Below are 25,291 nucleotides of genomic sequence, written 5' to 3' on the forward strand. Positions count from 1 at the left end.
GTCCGGGTGTACGACCGGAACGCGGTCTCATTTTCGATCGGAACGCCGGAGGGTACGACCGTCCCGTACGCCGGCCGTCGCCTGCCACCGATCGCGTCCGCCTCCCGGCCGCATCGCTCCACGGGGCCACCGCCTGGCCCCGCTGTGTCTCTCGGTCCGACGTCGAGTCAGCGACGAGCGTGGGCGACGACCGTCGAATCCGGGGAGGGATCGGGGCTCCGCCACGGACGCGCCCGCGCCGCCCGACGCTCGAAAAGTTTTACAAACCAGGTTGTGCTTGGACAATCTGAGTTGACGATGACAACAGCCGACACGGTACACGACCGATGGGAACTGGCTCGGACGAATCTGACGGCCGCGCAGGCGGCGACGGCGGCGCTGACCGTCGCGGCGTTGGGGTTCGCGATGCTGTTCCTGCAGGAACCGGCGGCGCACGAGGCGATGCACAACTTCCGCCACGCCGCCGGGATCGTCTGCCATTGAGATGCTCGTCGCGTACCTGGTCCGAGGAGTCAAGGCCGGAGTCGTCGCGGGTGCCGTCTTCGGACTGCTGTTGGCGCTCGTGGCGAATCCCGTGATCGCCTTCGCCGAGGACCGGGCGCACGGGACACACGACGGACAGGCCGGGGGCGCGTCCCACACAGACGACCACCACGCGGGCGAGACGGCCGCCGGCGGCGGCCGGCTCCCCGTCACCGACGCCGTGAGCGTCGCCTCGGGCGTCCTCTGGGGGGTGCTGTTGGGCGTCGTCGGGTTCGGTGCGGCCTTCTACCTCCTCGAGCCGCTGGTGCCGGGCGGGCCGGCGCTGCGGAGCTACGCGTTCGCCGCCGCCGGGTTCGTCACCGTCTCGGGCGCGCCGTGGCTCGCGCTGCCGCCGTCGCCGCCGGGGACGACCCACGCCCTCGGCGTGCGGACGCGGCTGTTCGTCTACGCGGCGATGCTGCTCGCGGGCGCGCTGGCGACGGTCGGCGGCATGGCGCTGTACGACCGCCTCCGCGACCGCCGGGGTCGCGCGGTCGCCGCCGCGGCCGGGCTGGTGCCGCTGGCGGCGCTGCCGGCGGTGGCGGCCGCGCTCCCGTCGAACGCGACGCGGAGCGCGCTCGCGGAGCCGCTGGCCGCCGGCGTCACGGGGCTCGCCGTCTTCGGACAGCTGCTCGTCTGGCTGCTGCTTGCGGGGGTACACGCCCGCCTCCACCGGAGCGACGGGCCGGAGGCGGGACCGACCGCGACGCCGCGGCCCGACCCCGGGGTGGGGGGCGACTGATGCGCGACCGTACCGACGACGTGTACGAGAACGGCTTCACCGACCACGTGCTCGTGTGCACGAACGCCCGCGATTCCGAGTACGCCGCCTGCGCGGACGCCCACGGCGAGGCGGTGCTCGAGGCGGTCCGGACGTGGCTGCGCGACCGCGGCGTGTTCTGGTCGCGGGTCCACGTCGCCGAGACGAGCTGTCTCGGGCTGTGTAGCGCGGAGGGGACCGCCGTCGCGGTCCACCCCCGAGGGCGGTGGTTCTCCGACGTGACGCCCGGGGACGTCCCCGAACTGCTCGCGGACGTGTTCGGCTCCGAGGCCTCCGACCTGCGCGTCGGCCCGTCGCCGGAGGTGGTCGAGTCGCGGTAGGTGATCCCGCCGTCGGCGGTTGGTCGCCCCCGAGTAGCCGCCGGACCGTCCGCCCTAACGCAATTTAAATTGTCTTAGAACAATCCAAATTGTTATATTGCGTCGCTCGTTCGCGATAGGTGATGCCTCGGACATCGCAGATGGACCTCCCGCACGACGCGAAGGCGGGGCCGACGAAGCCCGAAGTACGGGCGGTGACAGTCTCGAAACTCGGTCTCACCGAGGCGGATCACTTCGTCGAGGTGGGGTCGTGCACCGGTGCGGTGACCGTCCTGGCGGCCCGGCGGGCCGGTCGCGTCACCGCGCTGGAGCGCAAGCCCGAACGGCTCGAGGTGACCGAACGGAACCTCGCGGCCAACGGGATCGATCCGACCGCCGACCGCGTCGACCTGGTCGCCGCGGAAGCGCCCGAGGGGCTGCCGGCCGACGCGGACGCGCTGTTTCTCGGCGGCTCCCGCAACTTCGAGGCGGTGCTCGACCACGCCGTCGAGACCGGGGTCCGGCGGGTCGTGATGAACGTCTCGCGGCTGGAGGTCGCCGGCCGCGCGGTCGAGGCGTTCCGCGAGCGCGACATCCTCGACGAGGTGATCCAACTGCAGGCCAGCTACGGGTACGAACTCGCCGGCGCGACGAGCTTCGACGCGGAGAACCCCGTGTACGTGCTCACCGGGGGCGTCGTCGACGACGACCGCGACGGGGGCGGTGAGTCCGAGGCCGTCGACGACGGGTCCGAGGCGAGCGACGACGCGAAACGGTCGGACGCCGACCGAGCCGGGGTGGACGCGTGACGCTGTACGGCGTCGGGCTCGGGCCCGGACGGTCGGACCTGATCACGGTGCGGGGCCGCGAGGTGCTGCGGTCCGTCGACACCGTCTACACGCCCGGGCGGCTCTCGCGCTCGGTCGCCGTCGACCACGTCCCGGAGTCGCGGCTGGGCGATCTCGAGTTCCCGATGACGCGCGACCCCGAGGAGCTCCGCCGGGCGTGGCGGGCGGCGGCCGCGGAGGTCGCCCCCGTCGCCCGCGACGGCGACGCGGCGTTCGTCACGCTGGGCGATCCGAACGTCTACTCGACGTTCGGCCACCTCCGGCGGACCCTCGACGCGTTCCACCCGGACGTGGCGGTGGAGACGGTGCCGGGCGTCTCGGCGATGACGGCGTTCGCGACCGCGCTGGGCGTCGAGGTCGAGGCCGGCGCGGGGCTGGCCCTCCGCGAGGCGGACGCGGGGACGTCGCCGACGGGTCCCGACCGCATGATCCTGTTCAAGGTGACCGACGCGCCGGCGACCCACGAGGGGCTCGTCGAGGCGGGCTACGAGGTGACGTACGGCCGCCGCCTGTTCATGGAGCAGGGCGAGACGCTCGTCACCGACGACCCCGCGGAGGTCGCCGACCGCGACTACTACACGCTGGCGTACGCCCGCCGACCGGACGCCGGGGCGGAGCCGGCGACGGCGGCGTTCGCCGACGGCGACGCCACGGCGACCGACGGCGGCACCGCCGTCAACGACGGGGGGACCGACCGATGACCGGCGACCTCCCCGAGCCGTCGACGGAGGTGCTGGACGACCGCGAGGGCGTCCCGTTCGTCGGCGCGGGCCCGGGCGACCCGGGGCTGCTCACGGTGCGGGGCCGGGCGCTGCTCGCCGACGCCGACCTGGTCGTCCACGCCGGGTCGCTGGTGAACAGCGAACTGCTCGACGCCTTCTGCGACCACGCCGAACAGGTGAACTCCGTCGGGAAGGACCTCGAGGAGCTGATCCCGCTGATGCGGGACGCCCACGAGGACGGGCGGACGGTCGTCCGACTCCACTCGGGCGACCCCTCCGTCTACGGCGCTGCGCTCGAGCAGATGGACGCGCTGGAGTCGGAGGGGGTCCCCACCTACTTCGTCTCCGGCGTCACCTCGGCGTTCGCCGCGAGCGCGACGCTGGGCACCCAGCTCACGCTCAACGAGGTGGCGAACCACGTCGCGTTCACCCGCCCGCAGGGGAAGACGCTCGACCCCGAGGAGGACCACATCTCCGAGTTCGTCCGCATGGGCGACGTGACCGTCTGCATCTACCTCGGGACCCACGCCGTCCGCGAGACGATGGAGCGTCTGCTGGACGACGGCGTCGACCCCGACACGCCCGTCGCGGTCGTCTATCACGCCTCCTGGCCCGACGAGGACGTGATCCGCGGGACGGTCGCCGACGTCGCCGACGCGGTCGAGGAGGCGGGCTACCGCGCCTCCGCGCTCGTGGTGATCGGCGAGGCCGTCACCGGCGGCGGCTACGAGCGCTCGTACCTGTACGGCGACTGGGCGAACCGCGGGGGCGACGGCGGAGAGACGGACGCTGAGACGGCCGAGAGCGACGATTGATACCGACGATCGACAGCGAGGACCACGACATGAGCACGGACGACGACACGACGAACGCATCGACCGGCGACGCGACGGGGTCGGACGCGGGCTCCGATTCCTCGGACTCGGGCGGCGGACACTGTTCCACCCCCGACTCCGACGGCGAGGTCGCCGAGACGCTCGGCATCGTCACCTTCGAGCGCAAGCGCGAGACCGCAGAGGAGATCAGGAACGGGCTCGCCGACCGCTACGAGCGCATCGACCTGCTGGAGTACCACGGCGACGTGTTCGCCGAGCACTGGGGCGAGTACGACGTGTTCTGCGGGCTGATGGCCAGCGGTATCGCGATGCGCAAGACCGCCCCCCTGCTCGACGACAAGTGGGAGGACCCCGCGGTCGTCGTCGTCGACGAGGAGCTGACGTGGGCCATCCCCCTGACCGGCGGTCACCACGGCGCGAACCAGGTCGCCGACGACCTCGCGTCGCTGGGGGCGGTCCCCGCGATGACGACCGCCAGCGAGGCCGCGGGCAAGCAGGGCGTCGAGGAGCGCGCGAAGGCGCTGGACGCCCACGTCGTCAACGGCGACTCGACGGTCGCGACGAACCTCGCGGTGCTGGACGACGAACTCGGTCCCGTCGCGCGCCTCGACGGCCCGCGGGCGGTCCTCGTCGGCGACGACGTGACCGTCCTCAAGCGCAACAGCGACCCCGAGGACGGCGTCGTCCTCGGGACCGGTTCGGTCTCGGGCGCGACCGCCGAGCAGTTCGAGGCCGCCTGGGAGCGCGCCCTCGCGGAGGCCGACGCCGACTGGGCCGACGTGGAGTTCGTCGCCACGGGCACCCGCAAAGAGGAGGAGCCGGGATTGCTGGAGGCGGCCGAGAACCGCGACCTCGGGGTCGTGAGCTTCGAGAAGGAGACGCTGGAGGAGTTCGAGGGGCCGACGCCGTCGCGCTCGAAGGAGCTGATCGGCTGGCCGGGCATCTCCGAGGCCTCGGCCATCGCCGGGGGCCGCGAGCACGAACTCGTGGTCGAGAAGATCGGCCACGAGGACAGCGTCACCGTGGCGGTGGGGCGATGAGCGGCGACGCGGGCGACGGCGACGCGGCCGCGGGAGGCGGCCACTCGCCGGGCCGGCCGCTCCTGTCCGCCTCGCGCGCGGCCGCCGGCGGCGACCCGGACGGGGAGGCCCCCGACGGCTACGGCACGCTATACGTCGTCGGGATCGGCCCGGGCCTGCCCGGGGAGATGACCGACCGCGCGCGCCGGGTGATCGAGGGGGCCGACTGCGTGATCGCCTCGAACCTGTATCAGGCGTTCCTCCGGGACGACGGCACCCTGCCGCCGGAGGAGGAGCAGGAGGGAATCGATCAAGAGCTGGTCCGCTCGTCGATGGGCAAGCAGGTCGAACTGGCACGGGAGGCGTTCGAGCGCGTCCGCGACGGCGAGGACGTGGCGCACGTCTCCGGCGGCGACCCGAACGTGTACGGGAAGTCGGACCTGCTGTTCACGATGGCCGAGGCGGAGGAGGCGACGGACGTGCCGATCGAGATCGTCCCCGGCGTCACCGCGGGGTTGAGCCTCGCGGCGACGCTGGGCGCGCCGCTGTCGAACGACTTCTGTACGGTCTCGCTGTCCGACAAGTGGCGCGGCTGGGACGAGATCGAGGAGAAGCTCCACGCGGCGGCGACGGCCGATTTCGTGATCGTCCTGTACAACTGCTGGCGCGACTACGAGCGCGCGATCGAGGCGATCCGCGAGGCCCGCCACGACGACGTGCCCGTCGCCATCGTCAACGACGCCGGCCGCGGCGACGCCGGCCGCAACGTCGACGGCGAGACGTACACCCTGACGACGCTCGGGGAGGCGACCGAGCACGACGAGGAGGTCGGCGGGATGGGCACGTCCATCCTCGTCGGCACCCACGAGACCGAGGTCTGGGAGAACGACTACCGCGACTACCTCGTCACGCCCCGCGGCGGGCGCGACGTGGAGGACTTCTGAGACACCACGACACCACATCACACACCATGAGCGACGACACCACCTGCGGCGGTTCGACCGACGAGGCGAACAGCATGGAGACCACCGGGGCCGAGACGGGGACGAGCGCCTGCGGCGCGACGACCGACGGCGGGACGGCGACCGACACCGGCGGGTCGGGCGACGCGGCCCCCGGGTCGGCCTGCGGCGCGTCGTCGGGGTCCTCGGACGCCTCGGGGTCGTCCTCCTGCGGCGGCTCCTCGTCGGCGACCGACGAGAAGGTCGAGGCCACCGTCGACGACTTCGAGGCCGACCCCGGACGGCTCGTCGCCGTCGGGCTCGGTCCCGGCCACGCCGACGGGATGACCGCGCGGGCGAAGTCCTCGCTGGCGGACGCCGAGCACATCGTCGGCTACACGACATACATCGACCTCATCCCCGACGAGATCACCGAGCAGGCCGACGAGCTGTACGACACGCCGATGTGTGGGGAGGTCTCCCGGACGGAGGAGGCGATCGACCGGGCGCTGGCCGGCCACGACGTGGCGATCGTCGGCTCGGGCGACCCGAACGTGTACGCGCTCGCCGGGCTCGCACTCGAGATCCTGGAGTCGAAGGGCGCGACCGCCTCGATGGTCGACTTCGAGGTCGTCCCCGGCGTGCCGGCGGCCCAGTCGTGCGGCGCGCGGCTGGGCGCGCCCCTCGTCAACGACTCGGTGTCGGTCTCGCTGTCGGACCACCTCACACCGATGGACGAGATCGAGTCCCGCCTCCACGCCGTCGCCGGCGAGGGGTTCACGATCTCCATCTACAACCCCTGGAGCCGCAAGCGCCGCGAGAACTGGGAGACGGCCTGCGAGATCCTCCGCGAGCACCGGGCCGACGACACCCCCGTCGGCATCGTCCACGGCGCGGGCCGCGAGGACGAGGAGATTGAGATCACGACGCTGGGCGAACTGGAGTCGTACGGCGAGACGGACCTCGTGGACATGACGACGACGGTCGTCGTCGGCAACGAGGAGACGTACGTGTGGGACGACCGGATGGTCACCCCGCGCGGCTACGAGACCAAGTACGACTACTGAGATGACCGAGCCAACCAGCTACACGGTGACGGTCGACCGCGACGCCTGCGACGGCGTGTTCGCGTGTCTCGTCCGCGACCCCCGGTTCGTCGAGGACGACGACGGCCTCGCGGGGATCGACGCCGCCGACGCCGAGGCGGTCGAGCGGACGGACGCGAGCGTGGCCGCCACGTTCGCCGACGACCGGATCGACGACGCGCGGCAGGCGGCCGCGGCGTGCCCGCTGGACGCGATCACCGTCGAGGCCGTCGAGGCCGCCGAGGCGGGGGCCGAGCCGTGAGCGACGCGGCCGACCCCGCCGCCGACGGCGAGTCCGTCGAGGCGGTCGACGACGCACCCCTCCCGGACGCCCCCGAGGACCTCCTCGCGGCGACGCCGGAGGCCGCGTACCTGTGGGGCCGCGTCGCCGCCGACGGCTCGATCGCGGGCGACGAGGTGAGCGTCCGCGTCGGCGACGCCGAGGCCGCCGAGCGCGTCGCCGCCCTGTTCGGCGAGCGCGACGTGGACCGCGCCCGCGAGGTGACCGAGCGGGAGTACGCCCACAACACCGACGTGACCCGCACGAGCGACGAGTTCGTCGTCGCGGCGCAGACGCCCGCGGCCCGGCGTGCGGCCGCGGCGTTCGGCCTCCCCGCAGACGGCGACGAGTCCGGCGGCTACCGGTTCTCGGCGCTCGACGACCACCGCCGACAGCTCCTCCGCGGGCTCGTCGAGGGCTGTGGCACCGTCTGCTACAAGTCGGACGCGAACGCGGTGGGGATCTCGGTCGTCCACGACGACGAGGCGCTGCTCGCGACCGTCCGCGCCCACCTCGACGCCGCCCCGGTCGACGCGTCGTACGGCGACCTGAACGAGTCCTCCTCGGGCGGCTACTGGTTCGGCGTCGCCGACGACGCCGGCCCCGCGCTCGGGGAGTGGCTGTACGAGGGAAGTACGGAATCGGGGCTGTTCGCCCCGCAGCGCAGGCGCAAGACCCGACGGAGCATCGAGCGCGTCCGCGGGGACGGAACCGACGCCGACGGAGGGGAGCCGTGAGCAGCGAGACCGCTCCCACGCCCTCGTCGCTGTCGGACGAGGCGGTGCTGCTCGTCGGCCACGGCTCCCGTCGCGAGAAGTCGAACGAGCAGGTCCGGGAGCTCGCCGCGGATCTGGAGTCCCGACTCGGCATCCCGGTCGACGCGGCGTTCCTCGAACTCGCGTCGCCGGCCATCGACGAGGCGATCGCGGGGCTCGCGAACGCGGTTTCTCGCGTCTCGGTCGTCCACCTCTCCCTGTTCGCCGCGAGCCACGTGAAGAACGACGTGCCGCTCGCGGTGAAGCGCGCGCGCGGCGAGCACCCGGATCTGGAGATCGCGAACGGCTCGCATCTGGGCGTCCACCCGGCGCTGATCGACCTGCTCGACGACCGCGCGGCGGCCGTCGAGCGCGAGCTCGGCGTCGATCGCGCGGACGACGAGGTGGCAGTCGTGCTGTGTGCACGGGGCTCCTCGGACCCCGACGCCAACGCGGACGTGCACAAGCTCGCCCGCCTGCTGTACGAGGGCCGGGCGTTCGACGACGTGCGCGCCACCTTCATCGGCGTGACCGAGCCGACGCTGGACGACACGCTCCACGCCGTCGCCCGCGAGCGACCGGACGCCGTGGTCGTCCTCCCGTACATGCTCGGCGACGGCGTCCTCACCGGTCGGATCAAGGAGGGTGCCGCGGAGTTCGACGACGAGTACCCGTACGTCGCCGCCGCGCCGGGCGAGCCGCTGGGCACGGACCCGCGGCTGCTCGACGTGCTCTCGGACCGCTGGCAGGAGGCCCGCACCGGGAGCGTCGAGATGTCCTGTGACACCTGCAAGTACAAGGTGGAACTCGACGGCTACGAGGCCGACGAGGGGGGCGCGCGGGCGATGCTGCGCGCGCTGAATCACAGCGCGGCCCACGCCGACCGCGAGGACGTGGACGACGATCCCCACGCCCACGACGCCCCCGCCAACCACGTCGCCGTCTGCACGAACCAGACGTGCGCCGCGGCCGGGTCGCCCGCGGTGCTGGAGCGCCTCCGGCAGGCCGTCCGCGACTCCGACGCCTGCGACGCCCGGGTCACCCGGACCTCCTGTCTCGACCAGTGCGGCGACGGCCCGATGGTGGCCGTCTACCCCGACGGCGTCTGGTACGGCGGCGTCGGGGAGGACGACGCCGACCGCATCGTCTCCTCGCATCTCGACCGCGAGCGCATCGTCTCCGACCTCGTCCACGACACCCTACAGTAACATGAGCTGTCTCGAACTCGAAGCGCTGCGACTCGGCCTGATGACCGTCCTCGGCACCGACGACCGCGCCGCCCGCGAGCACGCCGAGAAGGAACTGGAGGGCGAGCTCGAGGGGCCGATCGAGGGGCTCGCGAGCGCCGAATCGCTCGACGAACTCCGCCGGCACCTCGACGCCGCGCTCGTCGACCTCGAGGAGGAGGTGGCGACGCTCGACGACGCCGACCCCGAGGCCGACTACGTCCGCGGCCGCCTCGTCGCCGTCCGCGACGCCGAGCGAAGTCTCGCGCGCCTGGCCGACCACGGCGAGGGGCTGCTCGACGGGCTCGGCGAAACGCACCACGACCTGCACGATGCCTTCCCCGTCGAGTAGCGAGGCGGCCGCCGCCGACGGGCTCTCGGGCCACGCGAGGCGGTCGCTCGACGCGGTCGACCCCTGCGGGTCGCGCCAGCGCGGCCGCCGTTCTGCCGTCGCGCTCCTCCCCGAACTGGTCGTCGTCGGCACCGCCGGCGGCGACCTCCGGGCGTTCGAGCGCGACGGCGACGGCGGTCTCGGCTCGGAGCGCTGGCGCGTCGCCGGCGAGGAGCCGGTCGTCGCGCTCGCGCCGTTCGACGGCGGCGTCCTCGCGGGCACCCGCGGCGAGCGCGGCCTGCTCCGCCTCGTCGACGCCGACGGCACGGAGCGCTGGCGGGTCGAGGCGGCGGCCGACGTGGGGTCGCCGGCCAAGGAGACCCGCTTCTGGTACCCGTTCGTCGCGGCGCTGGCGACGGACGGCGACCGGGCGTATGCGGCCGCCCGGCGGTACGAACGCCGTTCGGGCGGCGACGACGGCGACGGGGAGACCGACTCCGCCCGTCGCTTCGAGAGCGTCGTGTACGCCGTCGAACCGGACGGGACGGTCGCGTGGCGCTCCCCCGCCCGCGCCTCGCCGATCGCGCTGGCGACGGACGGCGACCGACTCGCGGTCGCGTACAACCGCTGTCCCGAGCCGGCGGCCCACGACGCCGGCCTCGTCGTGCTCGACGCCGCCGCCGGCGACGAGCGGCTCCGGTGGGACCCGCGGGTCGGGGTCGGCTCCGACGCCGCGACTCCCGCGGGTCGGGACGCGGACTCCGGCACCGCCGACCGGGGCCGCGCGGTCGGCGACGTCGCGCTCACCCCCGACGGCTACGCGGTCGCGAGCCACGCCGACCGCCGCGGGTACCTCCTCGACCGCGACGGCGGGGTGACCGCGACGCTCGAGCTGGGTGCGACGGCGACGTGCGACCCGGCCGACGGTGGCGAGCCCGAGCGGGCGTACGCCTACCCGAACCACGTCGTCGCCGGCGACGGCGTCGTCGCGTTCGTCCTCGGGAACACCTTCCCGGTCGAGGGGCGCGAGACCGACGCTCGCCACCCCGCCGAACACACCGCCGTCGGGGTCGACCCCGACGGAACGGAGCGCTGGCGGGCTCCAGTCGGGGGATTCGCGCACCACGTCGCGAGCGACGGGGACGCGCTCGCGGTCCCGACGGCGCAGCACTTCCGCGAGCGCGACCCGTCCGTCCACGGCGTCCGACTGATCGACCTCGCGGACGGAAGGGCACAGCGCCGGCGGACCGAGGGCGTCGCCGCCGCCGTCGCGCTCGGGGGCGAGGCGGTCGCGGCCGTCGAGGAGCCGGTCGCGTACCACGACGGCGACGCCGACGGCCACGGGGCGTATCGCCTGCACGGCTGGGGGCGGTAGCGTGCGGACGAACGAACGGCGGGGCGGCGACTCAGTCCCGACGCGCCTCGTCGGCCGCGCGGTCGACGCGCTCGGCCGAGAGGGCCGCGAGCGGGACGCGCTCGGCGTCGGCCGTCTCGAGCAGCGCCGGGACGACGCCGTCGGCCTCGCCGGCGTCGACGACGAGCGTCCGGTCGACGGCCGCCCGGAGGGGTCCGGCGGCGTCCCGGACCGCCGCGGTGGGGCGCTCGGCCGCGTTCGCGCCGCCGTCGGTGACGACGACCGCCAGCGCGGCGTCGGGGTCCGCCCGGCGACACACCTCGGCGGCCGTCTCCAGCCCCGCCGACAGCGGCGTCCGGTCGCCCGTCGGGAGGTCCTTGAGGTGTCGGGCCGCCCGGCCCACGTCGTCCGTCGGCGGGAGCAGCACGTCGGGGCTGTCGCCGGCGACGGCGACGAGCGCGACGGCGTCGCGGTGCTCGTAGGAGTCGCGCAACAGCTCGACGGCGACGCCCTTCGCCGCGCGCATCGGCCCCCGCATCGACGCGGAGGCGTCGACGACGAAACACACCAGCGTCTCGGCGTCGCCCGCGCGGACCGACCGCCGGAGGTCGCGCGACTCGACGCGGTCGCTCCCCCGACGCGCGGCCGCCCGAACGGACGCGCCGGCGTCGACGGGGTCGCCGGCCTCGGGGTCCGCGCGCTCGGTGCGCACCCGCGCGCCGCGGCCGTCCGCGCTCGCGGCGGCGTCGCCGCGACCGCCGCCGGAGCCGCCCGCGGGGTCCGTCTCGGGGGCCTCGACCTCCGGCGCGGCCGCCTCGCCGACGCCCGCCCGGGCCGCCCCGGGGACGATCGGCGTCGCCGCCTCCGCGTCGTCGCCGGAGCCGTCGGCGTCGGCATCGGTCCCGCCATCGCCGTCCGACCCGTCCGACCCCTCGCCCCCGTCCGCCGTCGCGTCGGCCGCCGAGCCGGGACCGCCGGACGGTCCGTCGCCCCCGTCCACGGGATCCGGCGGGGTCGCCGCGTCGCCCGCGGACGCGCCGGGCGGGGGGTCAGCTGGCTCCGAGGAGTCGGCGGAATCGGGCCCGGATCCAGCGCCGTCGTCGGACCCGTCGCTCCGGCCGGCCCCGTCGGGGTCGGCACCGCCGGGCGCGTCCTCGCCGGCGGTCCCGTCGTCCCCGCCGGACCCGGTCGAGTCGCCGGCGTCACCCGGATCGTCCGGGGGAGCGTCGCCGGCGTCGCCGGACGCGTCGCCCCCGTCCCGGTTCTCGGGCTCGCCGTCGGGCCCGTCCTCGTCGCCGAGGCGGTCGTCGATCAGCTCCTCGGCGTCCGGCGGGTCCTCGAAGGGATCGCTCCGCAGGCGGTGCGGGAGCGCCCACGACAGCGCCGTCCGCACGTCGCCCTCGGCGACGCGGGTGCGCCCCGCAAGCGCCGCGAGCGTCCGGGCGCACCGCGCGGCCGCGATGTCGCCGCGGTGGCCGTCGACGCCGGCGTCGCGGCAGGTCTCGACGACGTCGCGGACGAACGCCTCCGGCAGCGTCACCGACGGAAGCAGGTCGCGGGCCTCGGCGACGGCCGCGGCGGGGTCGCCGAGCGCGGCGTCGGTTCCGCTGGCCGGGGCGGGGTCCGCGGAGGAATTTTCGCCGGCCGCGACCGCCTCGCCCTCGAGCGCGCGGTCCACGACGGCGACGCGGTCGTCGGTGTCCGCGAGCCCGGTCACCTCGACCGCGAGGTCGAACCGGTCGCGAAGCTGCGGCCGGAGGTCGCCCTCCTCGGGGTTCATCGTCCCGATCAGGGTGAAATCGGCGGGGTGGCTCCGGGAGACGCCGTCGCGCTCGACGGCGTTGACGCCGGCGGCGGCGGCGTCCAGCAGCACGTCGACGAGGTGGTCGTCGAGGAGGTTCACCTCGTCGACGTAGAGGACGCCGCGGTTGGCCCGCGCGAGCAGCCCCGGCTCGAACGACGCCTCCCCGTCGAGCGCGTCCGCGACCGACAGCGAGCCGACGACCGCCTCGCGGGTCGCCCCCAGCGGGAGCGTGACGAACGGCGCGGGTCGCCTCTCGACGGGCACGCTCGCACGTCGCCGGCAGTCGGGACACTGCCGGGCGCGCTCGCCCGGCGGACAGCCGAACGGGCAGTCGGCCACGACGCGTCGCTCTGGGAGCGCCCCCGCCAGCGCGCGCGCCAGCGTCGACTTCCCGGTCCCCTTCTCGCCGCGCACCAGCAGCCCCGAGAGGCCGTCGTGCGCGCCGACGGCGACCAGCGCCCGCTTCAGCTCCGCCTGCCCGACCACGTCGCCGAAGGCGGCGTCGGGCGTCGGCGGACCGCTCGCACGGCCTTCATCAAACACAGTTGAGATACCACAACGAGTCTTTACAAACCTTATGACGACGATCGGACTGTACACGGCGACGGAGAACGAACTCGGCGCGGTGGCGACGGCCGTCGACGAGACGGCGGCGTCGCTGGTGGCGCGCTCGAAGAGCGACCTGGGCGATCCCACGGACGTGGACGCCTTCTGCGACGACCTGGAGGCGGCCGACGCCGCGGCGGTCGTCCTGTGGCTCCACGGCGGAGTCGACAGCATGCCCGGCTACGAGCGGGCGCTCGACCGCCTCGACGAGGCCGGGATCCCGGTCGTGGTGCACTCGACCGGCGACGCGTTCGCCGCCGAGGACACGACCGCCGACTCGGAGACCGCCGGGACGGTCCGCGAGTACCTCGAACGCGGGGGCGCGGCCAACGCCGCCAACCTCCTGCGGTATCTCGCGGACGCCTACGGCGACCCCGGCGACGCCCCGCCGGGCGGCTACGAGTACGACGACCCCGTCGCGCTGCCCTCGGAAGGGGTGTACCACCCCGACCACCCGGGCGCTGACTACGAGGAACTCGTCTCGACGTTCGACCCCGAGACGCCGACGGTCGGCGTCTGGTTCTACGAGTCCCACTGGACCCACGAGAACACCCGCTACGTCGACGCGCAGGTTCGCGCGCTGGAGGCTCGCGGCGTCGACGCCCTCCCGGTGTTCTGCAACCCCGCGGGCGACGAGAACGGCTGGGACGCCGAGCGCGTCACCGACGAGTGGCTGCTGGACGCCGACGGCGACCCGGTCGTCGACGCGATGCTGTCGTCGTTCATGTTCGCCCTCTCGATGGACGAGCGCGGACGCGACGCCGACGACGAGGGCACGGGTGCCGAGGAGGTGTTCCTCGACCGGCTGGGCGTTCCGGTGATCCAGACGGTGACGACGATGCGCTCGCGCTCGCGGTACGCCTCGAGCGACACCGGCGTCATGGGATTCGAATTGGCGCTGTCGGTCGCGCTGCCGGAGTTCGACGGCAACGTCATCACCCACCCCGTCTCGGGGAAGGAGCGCACGGACGACGCGGCGGGGATCGGATCCGCGCCGAAACAGCACTTCCCCATCGACAACCGCGTCGAGCACGCCGCGTCGCTGGCGGTCAACTGGGCGCGCCTGCGACACCTCCCGAACGACGAGGCCGACGTGGCGGTCGTCCTCCACAACTACCCGCCCAGCGACGACGGCATCGCGACGGCCTTCGGCCTCGACACGCCCGAGAGCACGGCGAACCTTCTCGCGGAACTCGACGAACGCGGGTACGATCTGGGGGACGCCGGGAGCGACGCGACCGACGAACCGGTCGACGACGGGCCGCCGGCCGACGGGGCGGCCCTCATCGACGCGCTCACGGCTCAGCTCACCCTCGACGACCGCTGGGTCGCCCCCGAGGACGTGCGCGACCTCGCCGTCGACACGGTCGCGCCCGACACCTACCGCGAGTGGTTCGACGATCTGGACGACGACTTCCGCGGGAACGTCCGCGAGGAGTGGGGCGAGCCCCCGGACCGGCCGTTCGCGATCCCCGGCGTCGAGTTCGGGAACGTCCTCGTGACGGTCCAGCCGCCGCGCGGGTTCGGGATGGACCCCGAGAAGGTGTACCACGACTCCGACCTCCAGCCGCCCCACGACTACGTCGCCTTCTACGGCTGGCTCCGCGAGATGTTCGACGCCGACGCGGTCGTCCACATGGGGACGCACGGCTCGCTGGAGTGGCTCCCGGGCAAGACGGTCGGCCTCGACGGCGAGTCCGCGCCCGACCAGCTCGTGGGCGACCTGCCGAACGTCTACCCGTACGTCATCAACAACCCCGGCGAGGGGACGCAGGCGAAGCGGCGGTCGTACGCCGCCGTCGTCGACCACCTCACGCCGCCGATGGCCAACGCCGGCACCTACGACGACCTCGCGGAGCTGGAGGAGCTGGCCGAGCAGTACCGCGAGGCCGGCGCGACCGCCGCCCGCGGCGACGACGGCGACCGGATCGAGCGACTGATCCGCGAGAAGGTGGACGACCTCGATCTGGCGGTCGAGCTCGGCGTCGCCGGCGACGTCGACGAACGGGTGGACGTGCGCGGCCCCGAGGAGGCCGGCACGACGCTCGCGGACGGTGAAGTCGAGGGCGACGACCTCGCCGTCGACGACCTCGTCGAGCGGATCCACGCGTACCTCACGGACGTGAAGACCACCCAGATCCGGATGGGCCTGCACACGCTCGGGGAGCCGCCCGCGGGCGACCGCCTCGTGGAGTACCTCGTCGCGCTCACCCGGCTGGAGAACCCGGGCGCGCCGAGCCTCCGCGAGTCCGTCGCGGGCGTGCTCGGCGTCGACTACGACCGCGTGCGCGAGGAGCCCGGTGCCTACGACGAGGACCTGGGGATGACGTACGCCGCGGCCGCCGACCGCGTCCACGAGGTGAGCTGTGACCTGATTCGGACGCTCGCCGAGCACGGCTTCGACGTGCCCGACTCCGAGCGGGACGGCGACGCCGACAGCGAGGTGAACATGAACCTCCTCGTCGTCGACGTCGACACGATCGGCGACGCCCGCGCCCGGTCAGGCGCGCACGACGACCTCCGTGAGGCCCTGCACTACGTCTGCGAGGAGGCCGCCCCGCGCGTCGGCGGTGCCCGCGCGGAGGTTGGGAACGTCGCCGACGCGCTCGCCGGCGAGTACGTCCCGCCGGGCGGCAGCGGCGCGCCCACCCGCGGCGGCGTCGACCTGCTCCCCTCGGGCCGGAACTTCTACACGCTGGACCCGCGGAAGGTGCCCGCTCGGGCCGCCTGGGAGGTTGGCCGGGAGGTCGCCGAGGGCATGCTGGAGCGCCACCTGGACGACGAAGGAGAGTACCCCGAAGAGGTCGGCGTCGTCGCGTGGGGCACCCCGACGGTCAGGACCCGCGGGGAGACCATCGCGCAGGTGCTCGCGCTGATGGGCGTCGAGCCGGTCTGGTCGGACGCCGGCCGCGTCGAGGACGTGGAGCCGATCCCGCTTTCGGAGCTCGACCGCCCGCGGGTCGACGTGACGACGCGCGTCTCGGGGCTGTTCCGGGACGCCTTCCCCGCGGCCGCGGGGGTGATCCACGACGCGGTGGACGCCGTCGTCGACCTCGACGAGCCCCACGAGATGAACTACGTGAAGAAGCACGTCGAGGAGGAGACGGCGGAGCTCGCCGCCGAGGGCGTCGACGACCCCGAGGCCGCCGCGCGCCACCGCGTGTTCACGACGAAGCCCGGCGGCTACGGCGCGGGCACGAACAAGGCCGTCGACGAGGGCAACTGGGACGACCGCTCGGACCTGGCGGACGTGTACACCCAGTGGGGCGGCTACGCCATGGGGAAACGCGGGAGCGTCAGCGAGGCGCACGACAGCTTCGCCCGGCGGCTCTCGGGCGTCGAGGCGACCGTGAAGATCGAGGACACCGACGAGCAGGACGAGTTCGACTCCTCGGACTGGTACGCGTTCCACGGCGGGTTCATCACCGCCGTCACCGAGCACGCCGGCGAGGAGCCCGCCTCCTACGTCGGCGACTCGGCCGACCCCGACGACGTGCGGGTGTACACGAACGAGGAGAAGGTCAGGAAGACGATGCGCTCCAGAGTTCTGAACCCGCGCTGGCTCGACTCCATGGAGGAGCACGGCTACAAGGGCGCGGGCGACCTCTCGACGACGGTCGACGTCGTCCTCGGCTGGGACGCGACCACGGGCGTCGTCAGCGACACGCTCTGGGAGGCAGTCGCCGAGGCGTACGCCCTCGACGACGACCGCCGCGAGTGGATGCAGGAGGTGAACCCCTGGGCGGTCGACTCCATCGCCGACGCCCTGCTGGAGGCGATCGACCGCGGGCTGTGGGACGCCGCGGACGCGACTGAGGAGCGCCTGCGCGACCTGAAACTCCGCAACGAGGGCGCGATCGAGGAGCGCGAGACGCGCGACCCCGACGCGCTCGCGGACGCCGCGGGCGACGACTGAGAACCGAGCCACCGAGCACACGACACACCGCATGAACGACACACCCGACGCGACGGAGACGGCGGAGGAATCGACGGACGGAACGGCGAGCGACGGCCGCGAGGCGTACGCGGACCTCGGCGCGACGACCGAGGCCGCGATGGACATCGCGGAGACGAGCATGGACCGCGTCCACGAGCTGGTCCCGCAGGAGACGCTCGCGGACCGACTGCGCGCGAAGGCGGTCCACGCCACGGGCGACCCCGAGTTCCAGCACCTCGTGCGCTTCGCCGGCGACGACGAGGACGAACCGGTCCGCGCCGGCGCGCGAGCCGTCCTCGACGAGCGACCGATCGTCACCGACATCACGATGGTGAAGGCCGGGATCACCGGCCGCGGGCACGACTGCGAGGTGCGCAAGGCGATCGGCAACGGCGCGGAGCTGGCCGCAGAGACGGGGATGACGCGGACCGCGGCGGCCGTCCTCGAGCTCGACCGCGAGGGCGTCTACGACGGCGCGATCGCGGTCGTCGGCAACGCGCCCACCGCGGCGCTGGCGCTTTCCGACTGCATCGAGGACGGCACCCGCCCGGCGGTCGTCGTCGCCACCCCGGTGGGCTTCGTGAAGGCCGCCGACTCCCGCAAGCGCGTCCGGAAGGTCTGCGCCGAGCACGGCGTTCCCGCGGTGACGAACGTGGGACGCCGCGGCGGGAGCGGCCTCGCGGCCGGCCTGACGAACGAACTCGTTCACGTCGCCAGCGACGCCCGGGACGGCGAGGTCTCCCTGGAGGCCTCGGGGCTGGCGAGCGACGAGGACGCGGAGCCGCGAGACGGGGAGGGAGATCTGTGACCGGTCGGGACGACGGCGACCCGGAGCCCGGTCTCGACCTCCCGGACCGCCCGGGAGTCGCCGCGAGCGCGGAGCCGGAGCCGCACGCCGGCGACGAGCCGGTCGTCCACGCGATCGGGATCGGTCCGGGGAACCCCGAACTCCTGACGCGCCGCGGCGGCCGCCTGCTCCGCGAGGCGGACGTGGTCGTCGGCTTCGAGACCGTCGTCGACTACGTCGCCGACGAGACGGACGCCGACCTGCTGACGTGCGGCTACCGCGACGAGCGCGAGGCGCTGGCGCGGTTCGCCCGCCGCGTCGCCGCCGGCGACCGCGGGGTCGCCGTGCTGATGGGCGACCCGAACCACTCGGGCTACCAGTTCCTCGGGAAGGTCGAGGCGGCCGTCGACGCGCCGGTCCGCGTGGTTCCGGGGATCTCCTCGGTACAGGTGGCCGCGAGCCGGGCGCGGACGCCGCTGGAGGACTCGACGTTCGTCACGCTCCACGTCCGCGGCGACGTGACCGCGGACCTCGACCGGCTCGTCGGCGACGCCGGGGACCGGCACCTGATCGTCATTCCCCGTCCGTACGACTGGATGCCCGAGGACGTGGCGGGGCGGCTGGTCGACGCGGGAGCCGACCCAGCGCTCGACGCGCTCGTCATGGAGCGGCTCACCCACTCGGACGAGGCGATCACGCGGACCGACCTCGGATCGCTCGCCGAGGACGCCGGCGGCGACGCCCCGGAGGACAGCCCGTTCTCGGACCTGTCGGTGCTGGTCGTGCGACGGAACTCAGATCGGGTCTGATAGCGGGTCCCCGTTCAGAACGTGTACGCCATCATCGCCTCGTCGACGTACTCGTCGCCGATGGTGTAGTGGTCGCGGCGGATCGCCTCCGTCTCCCAGCCGTGGTCGCCGAGGAACTCCAGGGCGGCGGCGTTCGTCACCGGGACGCTGTTGTACACCTTCCGGAAGCCGTTGGCCTCGGCCCAGTCGAGCCCGCGTCCCAGGAGCTTTCCGCCGATCCCGGACCGCCGGTACTCGGGAACGACCCCGACGGTCTGCTTGGCCGTCTCGCGCACCCGCGACACCTGGGGCAAGTCGAGGTGAGTCCACCCGACGATGGCGTCGTCGGCCACGGCGACGAAGAACACTCGCGACTCGACGGAGTTGTGCCGCGTCACCGTCTCCTCGTACAGCAACTGCTCGGCGATGCTCTCGGCGACGACGTACGTCTCCTCGTCGGTGACTTGCCGGATCGCCGCCACGAGCCCCTCGAAGTCGTCCTGATCGGCCGGTCGGATGGTGAACGACGTGTCGGCGCTCTCGTACTCCTCGACCGCGCCGACGTCCAGCGCGATCCGGAGGGTCCCCCCGTCGTCGTCGAGGTAGCCGCGCGACTCCAGGCGGTCGAGCTCCCGCTCGAACTCCTCGGCCGGTGCCGAGACGGTCTGCTGGACGACGAGACGGTTCGCAGTTCCGTGCCGCTCGACGTACTCGTATATCCGCTTGCTCACCTCGGACTCGAACGTGGGCCGCTCTGCGACCTCCATATCGGCCTATCGACCGCTCGGGATTTAGCGTTTGGCACGCGGTAGCATCCAACGTGATTACGCGCGTTCGCCTACTCCCAGGGCTTCACGAGCACCTTCACCGCCTCGCGCTCGTCCATCATCCGGTACCCCTCGGGAACGCCGTCAAGCCCCACGGTCTCCGTGAAGATCGGCGAGGGGTCGAGGGTCCCCTGCAACACGTCGTCCATCAGTTCCTCGGCGTACGCCCGGACGGGCGCGACGCCGCCGCGCAGCGCGACGTTGTCGCCGAAGAACGGGAACAGGTCGAGGCCGCCCTCCATGCCGTGCGGGACGCCGACGTAGCCGACGGTGCCGCCGGGGCGGGCGACCTCGACGGCCGTCTCCATCGCCGAGGTCGCGCCGACGCACTCGAGCACGTGGTTCGCGCCGCCGTCGGTGACGTCGAGCACCTCCTCGACGGCCGCCTCGCCGCGTTCGGCGACCGTGTGGGTCGCGCCGAACTCCTCGGCGATCGCGAGGCGGTCCTCGTGGTGGCCGACGGCGACGATCCGCTCGGCACCGAGCCGGCGGGCGGCGGCGACGCCGCACAGGCCGACCGCGCCGTCGCCCACGACGACCGCGTCCTCGCCGGCTTCCACCCCCGCCGAGCGGGCGGCGTGGTGACCCGTCCCCATCACGTCGGTCAGTGGAAGCAGCGATTCGAGCACGTCCTCGTCGTCGGCGTACCGGTCGGGCACCCGGACGAGCGTGCCGTCGGCGTGTGTCGAGCGGACGAACTCGCCCTGGCCGCCGCCGTTGTCGCCGCCCCACGAGTCGCCGTTCACACAGGAGGTGTGCAGTCCCTTTCGACAGAACTCACAGGAGCCGCAGGAGATGGCGAACGGGGCGAGCACGCGGTCGCCCGGTTCGACCGAGCGCACGTCCTCGCCGACCGCCTCGACGACCCCCATCGGCTCGTGGCCGACGCCCGTGCCGGCGTCGCGGTCGCTCTCGCCGCGGTAGAACCACAGGTCCGAGCCGCAGATGGCGGTGTGGGTGACGCGGACGACGGCGTCGGTCGGCTCCTCGATCTCGGGCTTATCGACCTCCTCGACCCGGATGTCGCCGGGACCGTGGAAGACTGCTGCGCGCATGGTCGACACCCACGGGCGGGGACGGCTTCAACCCCAGCGTGTCGGCGACGCGTCCGCGACCGCACCGGCGACGGGCGCGGTCAGGCCGGGATCGCCCGCGACGCGGGACGAACGGTCACCGTCGCGCCGCAGTCGGGGCACCGCAGCGCCTCGCCGCCGGGTCGCGTCTCGACGATCCAGTCGCCGCCGGTGGTCGCGGCGTGGTCGCACTCGGGACAAAACAGCGTGCGCTTCGGGGGCGGCCGTCGCGTCGGTGTGGAGGAGTCGTTCATACACGCGATACGCGCCGACGACGGATAACCCCGTCCCCGATATTTCGGCTCGAGAGAGACTCACACGCTCGATCGTGTTACAATCGGCCGCTCGGCGAGAACACGCCCTCGGGGTCCCACTCGCGTTTCGCCCCGCGGAGCCAGCCGTAGTTGTCGCCGTACACGTCGCGGGCGGCCGACTCGCCGCGCTCGGTCCCCGAGAAGTTCGGGAGCTCGCCCGCGACGGTGCCGACCTCGCGGACGCGCGCCGCGGACTCCCGCGCCCACGACACGTGCGGGTCGTCGGCGGCGGGGTCCGACCAGCACGCCTCGAAGTTGCAGACGACCTCCGCGTCGCGCTCGGGCACGGCAGTCCCGTCGGGGTCGTGCTCCGCGATCGCCGCGCCCATCGGCCAGACGACGACCGTGCTGTCCGGTCCCGGACCCGGGTCGCCCGGGAGCGCCGCCATGCGGTCGGCGACGAGGTCGACGAGGTCGTCGGTGAACGACTCGACCGCGACCGACTTCCAGTAGTAGCGGTCGCCGGCGGCCGAGTCCCCTCCGAGGTACGCCTGTAGCTCCCTGTAGGGTACTCGCTCGGCGCGCTCGAACAGGGGATCGGCCGCGTCGCCGGCGCGGCCCGCCTCGCGCGCGAGGTCACGGAACGGCGCGAGGGCCCGCTCGCCCTCGGCGGGCGGGCCGGCGTGCGCGCCGAGGACACACACCGCGAGGTCGCCGACGCGGTCGTCCGGGAATCCCGGCTCGTCGGGGATCCGGGCGACGTACGGCGAGACGTTCGTCTCGCGGCGGGCACCCCGGTGGAGCCGACGGTACGCCCGGAGGAGTCCCGCGATACCGTCGGCGTCGTCGACCGCGAACCACGCGTCGCACATCGCCAGTTCCTCGGGAATCGACACGAGGTCGAACTCGAGTTCGACGGCGACGCCGAAGTCGCCGCCAGCGCCCCGGACCGCCCGGAACAGGTCGGGGGTCGACGACGGGCTTGCGGCGACGCGCTCCCCGTCGGCCGTCACCAGGTCGACCCGGCGGAGCCGGTCGCACGCGAGCCCGTGGGCCCGCGAGAGGTAGCCGGTTCCGCCGCCGAGCGTCAGGCCGGCCACGCCGACCTCGGGGGCGACCCCTTGGGGCGTCGCGAGGCCGTGGTCGGCCGTTGCGGCGTCGAGTTCGCCGATCGTGACGCCGGGTTCGACCACCGCCACCCCCTCCTCGGAGTCGACCTCGACCCGGTCCATCGTCCCCACGTCGCACACGAGCACGCCGTCGCCCGTCGAGGTGCCGACCGAGGAGTGGCCGCCCGACCGCGTCGCGATCCCCAGTCCCGTCTCGCGAGCGACTTCGACGACGCACGCGACGCCCTCGGGCGTCGTGGGATACGCGACGGCCGCCGGAAACGCCGAGACGAGGCCGTTCCACACCCGCCGGGCGTCGTCGTAGCGGTCGTCGGCGGGAGCCACCACGTCGCCGGGGAACAGCGTCCGCCAGTCGCCGACGGCGTCGCGGGCGACGGGTCGCCCCCCGCCCGTCAGGTCGGTCGCCAGCGACGCGAGCGCGTCGCCGTGTTCGGCCGCGAGGGACGCGGCGTCTCCGCGGTCGAACCCACCGTCCGCGGTCGCGCCCGCGGCAGCGTTTGATTCACTAGTCATACCACCCGGTCACCGCTCGGGGGACGAAAACCCGTCGGGCGGTGGCGGGAGCGGTCGCGACCGATCGCGAGCCGGAACCGGTCCCGAGCGACGGCCGCGGGTCGCCGCGATGGCGCAACGGCTATCCGCCGGCCGGCCCGACTGGCCCGCATGGAGCGACGGCGGGCGCTTGCGTACGCGCGGGTCGGGGTCGCGTACCCCGTCGCCACGGTGGTCGCGGCCGCGGGCCTCGCGCGGCTGCTCGGGTGGGATCCCGGCCTGGCGGTGCTGGCGCTCTCGATGGGGTCGGCGGCGACGCTGGCGGGGCTGCTCCTCTCGGAGACGGGCGGGATGCGTCCCCCGGAGGCCGACCGCGGGCGCGAGCAACAGCGCGGGGTCCTCGGGCTCGGCGGCGGCGGGGGCGGCGGCTCGAACGGCGACGTGCCGAACGTGGCCCGGAGCCGCCAGGCGCGACTGCGCGCGTTCTCGCTGGGGCTGTTCGTGCTCACCGTCGCGCTCGTGTTGGTGCTCGGCGGGGCGGTCCCGGGGCTGTAGGCGGACTCGTTCACGACTGACGGGCTCGTTTTCGGTTCGAGCGCGACACCGTGAGCCGCCGCTATCGGGCGCGGCGTCGAAGAAAATCGACGGTCGGTCGGGGAGCGATACGAGGGGGAGTCGGAGGTGGGTGGGGTGGCCTACGCCGCGATCTACATCGCGCCGCCCATGCCGCCCATACCGCCCATGCCGCCCATGCCGCCGGCCCCGCCGGGGCCGCCGGCGGGCTCGTCGCCGCCGTCGTCGGTGCCGCCGCCCTTGAGGTCGCCCGCGGCGATCACGTCGTCGATGCGGAGGATCATCGTGGCCGCCTCGGTGGCGGACTCGATGGCCTGCGTCTTGACGCGGCGCGGCTCGACGACGCCCTCGGCCTCCATGTCGATCACGTCGCCCGTGTAGGCGTCGAGACCGGCACCGAACTCGCCGCCGTCGTGGCGGGCGCGCAGGTCGACCAGCGAGTCGATCGGGTCGAGGCCGGCGTTCTCGGCGAGGGTGCGCGGGATGACCTCCAGCGCGTCGGCGAACGCCTCGACGGCGAGCTGCTCGCGGCCGCCGACGGAGTCGGCGAAGTTACGCAGCTCCAGCGCCAGTTCGGTCTCGGAGGCACCGCCGCCGGGCAGCACCTGTCCGTCTCGAAGCGTCGTGCGGACGACGCCCAGCGCGTCGTCGATGGCGCGTTCGACCTCGTCGACGACGTGCTCGGTGCCGCCGCGGAGGACGAGCGTGACCGAGCGGGCGTCCTCGACGTCCTCGACGAAGATGCGCTCGTCGCCGCCGATGTCCTTCTGGGCGACGGAGCCGGCGAAGCCGAGGTCGCTCTCCTCGATGTCGTCGAGGTTGGCGACGACGCGGCCGCCCGTCGAGCGGGCCAGCCGCTGGAGGTCGGAGTCCTTCGCGCGGCGGACGGCGAGGATGCCCTCCTGCGCGAGGTAGTGCTGGGCCATGTCGTCGATGCCGTCGCCGACGAAGACGACGTCCGTGCCGACGGCGGTCAGCTTGTCGACCATCTCCTTGAGCTGCTTCTCCTCCTGGTCGAGGAACTGCTGGAGCTGGTCGGGGTCGGTGACGTTGACCTCGGCGTCGATCTCGGTCTCCTTGACCTCGATTGCGCCGTCGAACAGCGCGACGTTGGCGTCCTCGACCGCGTAGGGCATGTTCTCGTCGACGCGCTCCTTGTCGACGATGACGCCCTCGATGAGCTCGGAGTTCCCGATCGAGCCGCCGACGACCGTCTCGACGGAGACGTTGTCGGTGTCGACGCTGCCGTCGTCGTCGCGGACGGCGAGCACGGCGTCGACGACGAGCTCGGCGAGCGTGTCGCGGGCGGACTCCGCGCCCTTGCCGGTCATCGCCGTCGCGGCGATCTTCTCGAGGGTCTCGCGGTCGTCCGCGGTGACCTCGATGGCGTCCTCATCGAGAACCTCCTTGGCCTTCGCGGCGGCCTGGCGGTAGCCCTGGGCGATGGTCGTCGGGTGGACTTCCGAGTCGATGAGCTCCTCGGCCTGGTCGAGCAGCTCACCGGCGATGACGACGGCCGTCGTGGTGCCGTCGCCGACCTCGTCCTCCTGGGTCTCGGAGACCTCGACGATCATGTTGGCCGCCGGGTGGTCGATGTCCATCTCCTTCAGGATGGTCACGCCGTCGTTCGTGACGACGACGCCGCCCGAGGAGTCGACGAGCATCTTGTCCATCCCTTTCGGGCCGAGCGTGGTGCGGACGGACTCCGCGACGGCCTTGCCGGCCGTGATGTTCATCGACTGGGCGTCCTTGCCCGACGTTCGCTGGCTGTCCTCCGAGAGTACGATCATGGGCTGGTTGCCCATTCGCTGGCGCTGAGACATGAGTCACTCTCTGATTGTTTTTGATTCTATAAAAAGGTTTCGCCAAGAGCTCGTCACGCCGTCGCACGACCGCTGTCTCGCCATGTGTGACAAGTTACCATACAACGTTTATATATTCGAAGTTCGGCCGATTCCGGGTCGCGTCCGGGCGGTCCCGACGGCCGGTGGTCCCGACAGCCGGTCGGCTCGGCGGTCGGT

The 25,291-nt window shown here is 73.4% G+C and carries 24 protein-coding genes; 18 read left to right on the forward strand and 6 right to left on the reverse strand.

What is annotated here, in order from left to right; translation table 11 throughout:
* Window positions 1–297 precede the first annotated feature (297 nt).
* From Hbl1158_RS00195 to Hbl1158_RS00260, 14 genes are all read left to right on the forward strand, one after another.
* The gene (locus tag Hbl1158_RS00195) at window positions 298–483 is read left to right on the forward strand and encodes a CbtB domain-containing protein (protein WP_234298078.1); all 186 of its coding nucleotides are present in this window, start codon (window positions 298–300) and stop codon (window positions 481–483) included.
* A gap of 1 nt (window position 484) precedes the next feature.
* Window positions 485–1,264, forward strand: a complete 780-nt coding sequence (locus tag Hbl1158_RS00200) for a CbtA family protein (protein ID WP_234298079.1) — start codon at window positions 485–487, stop codon at window positions 1,262–1,264.
* The gene (locus tag Hbl1158_RS00205; protein WP_234298080.1) at window positions 1,264–1,623 is read left to right on the forward strand and encodes a (2Fe-2S) ferredoxin domain-containing protein; all 360 of its coding nucleotides are present in this window, start codon (window positions 1,264–1,266) and stop codon (window positions 1,621–1,623) included. The genes Hbl1158_RS00200 and Hbl1158_RS00205 overlap by 1 nt, the downstream gene beginning before the upstream one ends.
* A 140-nt stretch (window positions 1,624–1,763) precedes the next feature.
* A complete protein-coding gene (cbiT, locus tag Hbl1158_RS00210; protein ID WP_234299555.1) occupies window positions 1,764–2,411 on the forward strand; it encodes a precorrin-6Y C5,15-methyltransferase (decarboxylating) subunit CbiT in 648 nt (215 codons plus the stop codon).
* Window positions 2,408–3,151: a cobalt-factor II C(20)-methyltransferase gene (locus Hbl1158_RS00215; RefSeq protein WP_234298081.1), complete on the forward strand. Its 744-nt coding sequence runs from the start codon at window positions 2,408–2,410 to the stop codon at window positions 3,149–3,151. Before cbiT ends, Hbl1158_RS00215 begins: the two co-directional genes overlap by 4 nt.
* Complete coding sequence (locus Hbl1158_RS00220) at window positions 3,148–3,987, forward strand: cobalt-precorrin-4/precorrin-4 C(11)-methyltransferase (RefSeq protein ID WP_234298082.1); 840 nt, start codon at window positions 3,148–3,150, stop codon at window positions 3,985–3,987. The genes Hbl1158_RS00215 and Hbl1158_RS00220 overlap by 4 nt, the downstream gene beginning before the upstream one ends.
* A 29-nt stretch (window positions 3,988–4,016) precedes the next feature.
* On the forward strand, window positions 4,017–5,048 hold the full coding sequence (cbiG, locus tag Hbl1158_RS00225; RefSeq protein WP_234298083.1) for a cobalt-precorrin 5A hydrolase: 1,032 nt from the start codon (window positions 4,017–4,019) through the stop codon (window positions 5,046–5,048).
* A gap of 62 nt (window positions 5,049–5,110) precedes the next feature.
* Complete coding sequence (locus Hbl1158_RS00230) at window positions 5,111–5,971, forward strand: SAM-dependent methyltransferase (RefSeq protein ID WP_234299556.1); 861 nt, start codon at window positions 5,111–5,113, stop codon at window positions 5,969–5,971.
* 26 nt (window positions 5,972–5,997) lie between these two features.
* Window positions 5,998–7,035: a precorrin-3B C(17)-methyltransferase gene (gene cobJ, locus Hbl1158_RS00235; RefSeq protein ID WP_234298084.1), complete on the forward strand. Its 1,038-nt coding sequence runs from the start codon at window positions 5,998–6,000 to the stop codon at window positions 7,033–7,035.
* 1 nt (window position 7,036) lies between these two features.
* Window positions 7,037–7,315, forward strand: a complete 279-nt coding sequence (locus Hbl1158_RS00240) for a ferredoxin (protein WP_234298085.1) — start codon at window positions 7,037–7,039, stop codon at window positions 7,313–7,315.
* On the forward strand, window positions 7,312–8,070 hold the full coding sequence (locus Hbl1158_RS00245; protein WP_234298086.1) for a cobalamin biosynthesis protein: 759 nt from the start codon (window positions 7,312–7,314) through the stop codon (window positions 8,068–8,070). The genes Hbl1158_RS00240 and Hbl1158_RS00245 overlap by 4 nt, the downstream gene beginning before the upstream one ends.
* Window positions 8,067–9,296, forward strand: coding sequence for a CbiX/SirB N-terminal domain-containing protein (locus Hbl1158_RS00250; protein WP_234298087.1), 1,230 nt, complete (start codon window positions 8,067–8,069; stop codon window positions 9,294–9,296). The genes Hbl1158_RS00245 and Hbl1158_RS00250 overlap by 4 nt, the downstream gene beginning before the upstream one ends.
* A 1-nt stretch (window position 9,297) precedes the next feature.
* Window positions 9,298–9,666 (forward strand): DUF3209 family protein, encoded by a 369-nt coding sequence (locus Hbl1158_RS00255; RefSeq protein ID WP_234298088.1) that lies wholly within the window; start codon window positions 9,298–9,300, stop codon window positions 9,664–9,666.
* Window positions 9,647–11,020, forward strand: a complete 1,374-nt coding sequence (locus Hbl1158_RS00260; protein WP_234298089.1) for a PQQ-like beta-propeller repeat protein — start codon at window positions 9,647–9,649, stop codon at window positions 11,018–11,020. The genes Hbl1158_RS00255 and Hbl1158_RS00260 overlap by 20 nt, the downstream gene beginning before the upstream one ends.
* Window positions 11,021–11,051: 31 nt before the next feature.
* Here Hbl1158_RS00260 and Hbl1158_RS00265 read toward each other — a convergent pair whose 3' ends face one another.
* A complete protein-coding gene (locus Hbl1158_RS00265) occupies window positions 11,052–13,346 on the reverse strand; it encodes an ATP-binding protein (RefSeq protein ID WP_234298090.1) in 2,295 nt (764 codons plus the stop codon).
* Between the two features lie 34 nt (window positions 13,347–13,380).
* On the opposite strand from Hbl1158_RS00265, the gene cobN reads away from it, so the two are divergent.
* The 3 genes from cobN (at window position 13,381) to Hbl1158_RS00280 (ending at window position 18,942) form a co-directional block, all read left to right on the forward strand.
* Window positions 13,381–17,325 (forward strand): cobaltochelatase subunit CobN, encoded by a 3,945-nt coding sequence (cobN, locus tag Hbl1158_RS00270; RefSeq protein WP_234298091.1) that lies wholly within the window; start codon window positions 13,381–13,383, stop codon window positions 17,323–17,325.
* A 139-nt stretch (window positions 17,326–17,464) separates the two neighbouring features.
* Window positions 17,465–18,154, forward strand: a complete 690-nt coding sequence (locus Hbl1158_RS00275; RefSeq protein ID WP_234299557.1) for a precorrin-8X methylmutase — start codon at window positions 17,465–17,467, stop codon at window positions 18,152–18,154.
* Window positions 18,151–18,942, forward strand: coding sequence for a cobalt-precorrin-7 (C(5))-methyltransferase (locus tag Hbl1158_RS00280; RefSeq protein WP_234298092.1), 792 nt, complete (start codon window positions 18,151–18,153; stop codon window positions 18,940–18,942). Before Hbl1158_RS00275 ends, Hbl1158_RS00280 begins: the two co-directional genes overlap by 4 nt.
* A gap of 14 nt (window positions 18,943–18,956) precedes the next feature.
* Here Hbl1158_RS00280 and Hbl1158_RS00285 read toward each other — a convergent pair whose 3' ends face one another.
* The 4 genes from Hbl1158_RS00285 to Hbl1158_RS00300 form a co-directional block, all read right to left on the reverse strand.
* Window positions 18,957–19,688, reverse strand: coding sequence for a GNAT family N-acetyltransferase (locus Hbl1158_RS00285; RefSeq protein WP_234298093.1), 732 nt, complete (start codon window positions 19,686–19,688; stop codon window positions 18,957–18,959).
* 71 nt (window positions 19,689–19,759) lie between these two features.
* Window positions 19,760–20,803, reverse strand: a complete 1,044-nt coding sequence (locus tag Hbl1158_RS00290; protein WP_234298094.1) for a zinc-dependent alcohol dehydrogenase family protein — start codon at window positions 20,801–20,803, stop codon at window positions 19,760–19,762.
* 80 nt (window positions 20,804–20,883) lie between these two features.
* The gene (locus Hbl1158_RS00295) at window positions 20,884–21,075 is read right to left on the reverse strand and encodes a hypothetical protein (RefSeq protein ID WP_234298095.1); all 192 of its coding nucleotides are present in this window, start codon (window positions 21,073–21,075) and stop codon (window positions 20,884–20,886) included.
* Between the two features lie 77 nt (window positions 21,076–21,152).
* Window positions 21,153–22,718 (reverse strand): FAD-binding oxidoreductase, encoded by a 1,566-nt coding sequence (locus Hbl1158_RS00300; RefSeq protein ID WP_234298096.1) that lies wholly within the window; start codon window positions 22,716–22,718, stop codon window positions 21,153–21,155.
* Window positions 22,719–22,868: 150 nt separating this feature from the next.
* On the opposite strand from Hbl1158_RS00300, the gene Hbl1158_RS00305 reads away from it, so the two are divergent.
* Complete coding sequence (locus Hbl1158_RS00305) at window positions 22,869–23,252, forward strand: hypothetical protein (RefSeq protein WP_234298097.1); 384 nt, start codon at window positions 22,869–22,871, stop codon at window positions 23,250–23,252.
* 152 nt (window positions 23,253–23,404) lie between these two features.
* Here the strand turns inward: Hbl1158_RS00305 and thsA are convergent, their stop codons facing one another.
* Window positions 23,405–25,060, reverse strand: a complete 1,656-nt coding sequence (thsA, locus tag Hbl1158_RS00310; RefSeq protein WP_234299558.1) for a thermosome subunit alpha — start codon at window positions 25,058–25,060, stop codon at window positions 23,405–23,407.
* Window positions 25,061–25,291 lie beyond the last annotated feature (231 nt).

The sequence above is a fragment of the Halobaculum sp. CBA1158 genome, from assembly GCF_021431925.1.
In the GTDB taxonomy this organism is placed as follows: domain Archaea; phylum Halobacteriota; class Halobacteria; order Halobacteriales; family Haloferacaceae; genus Halobaculum.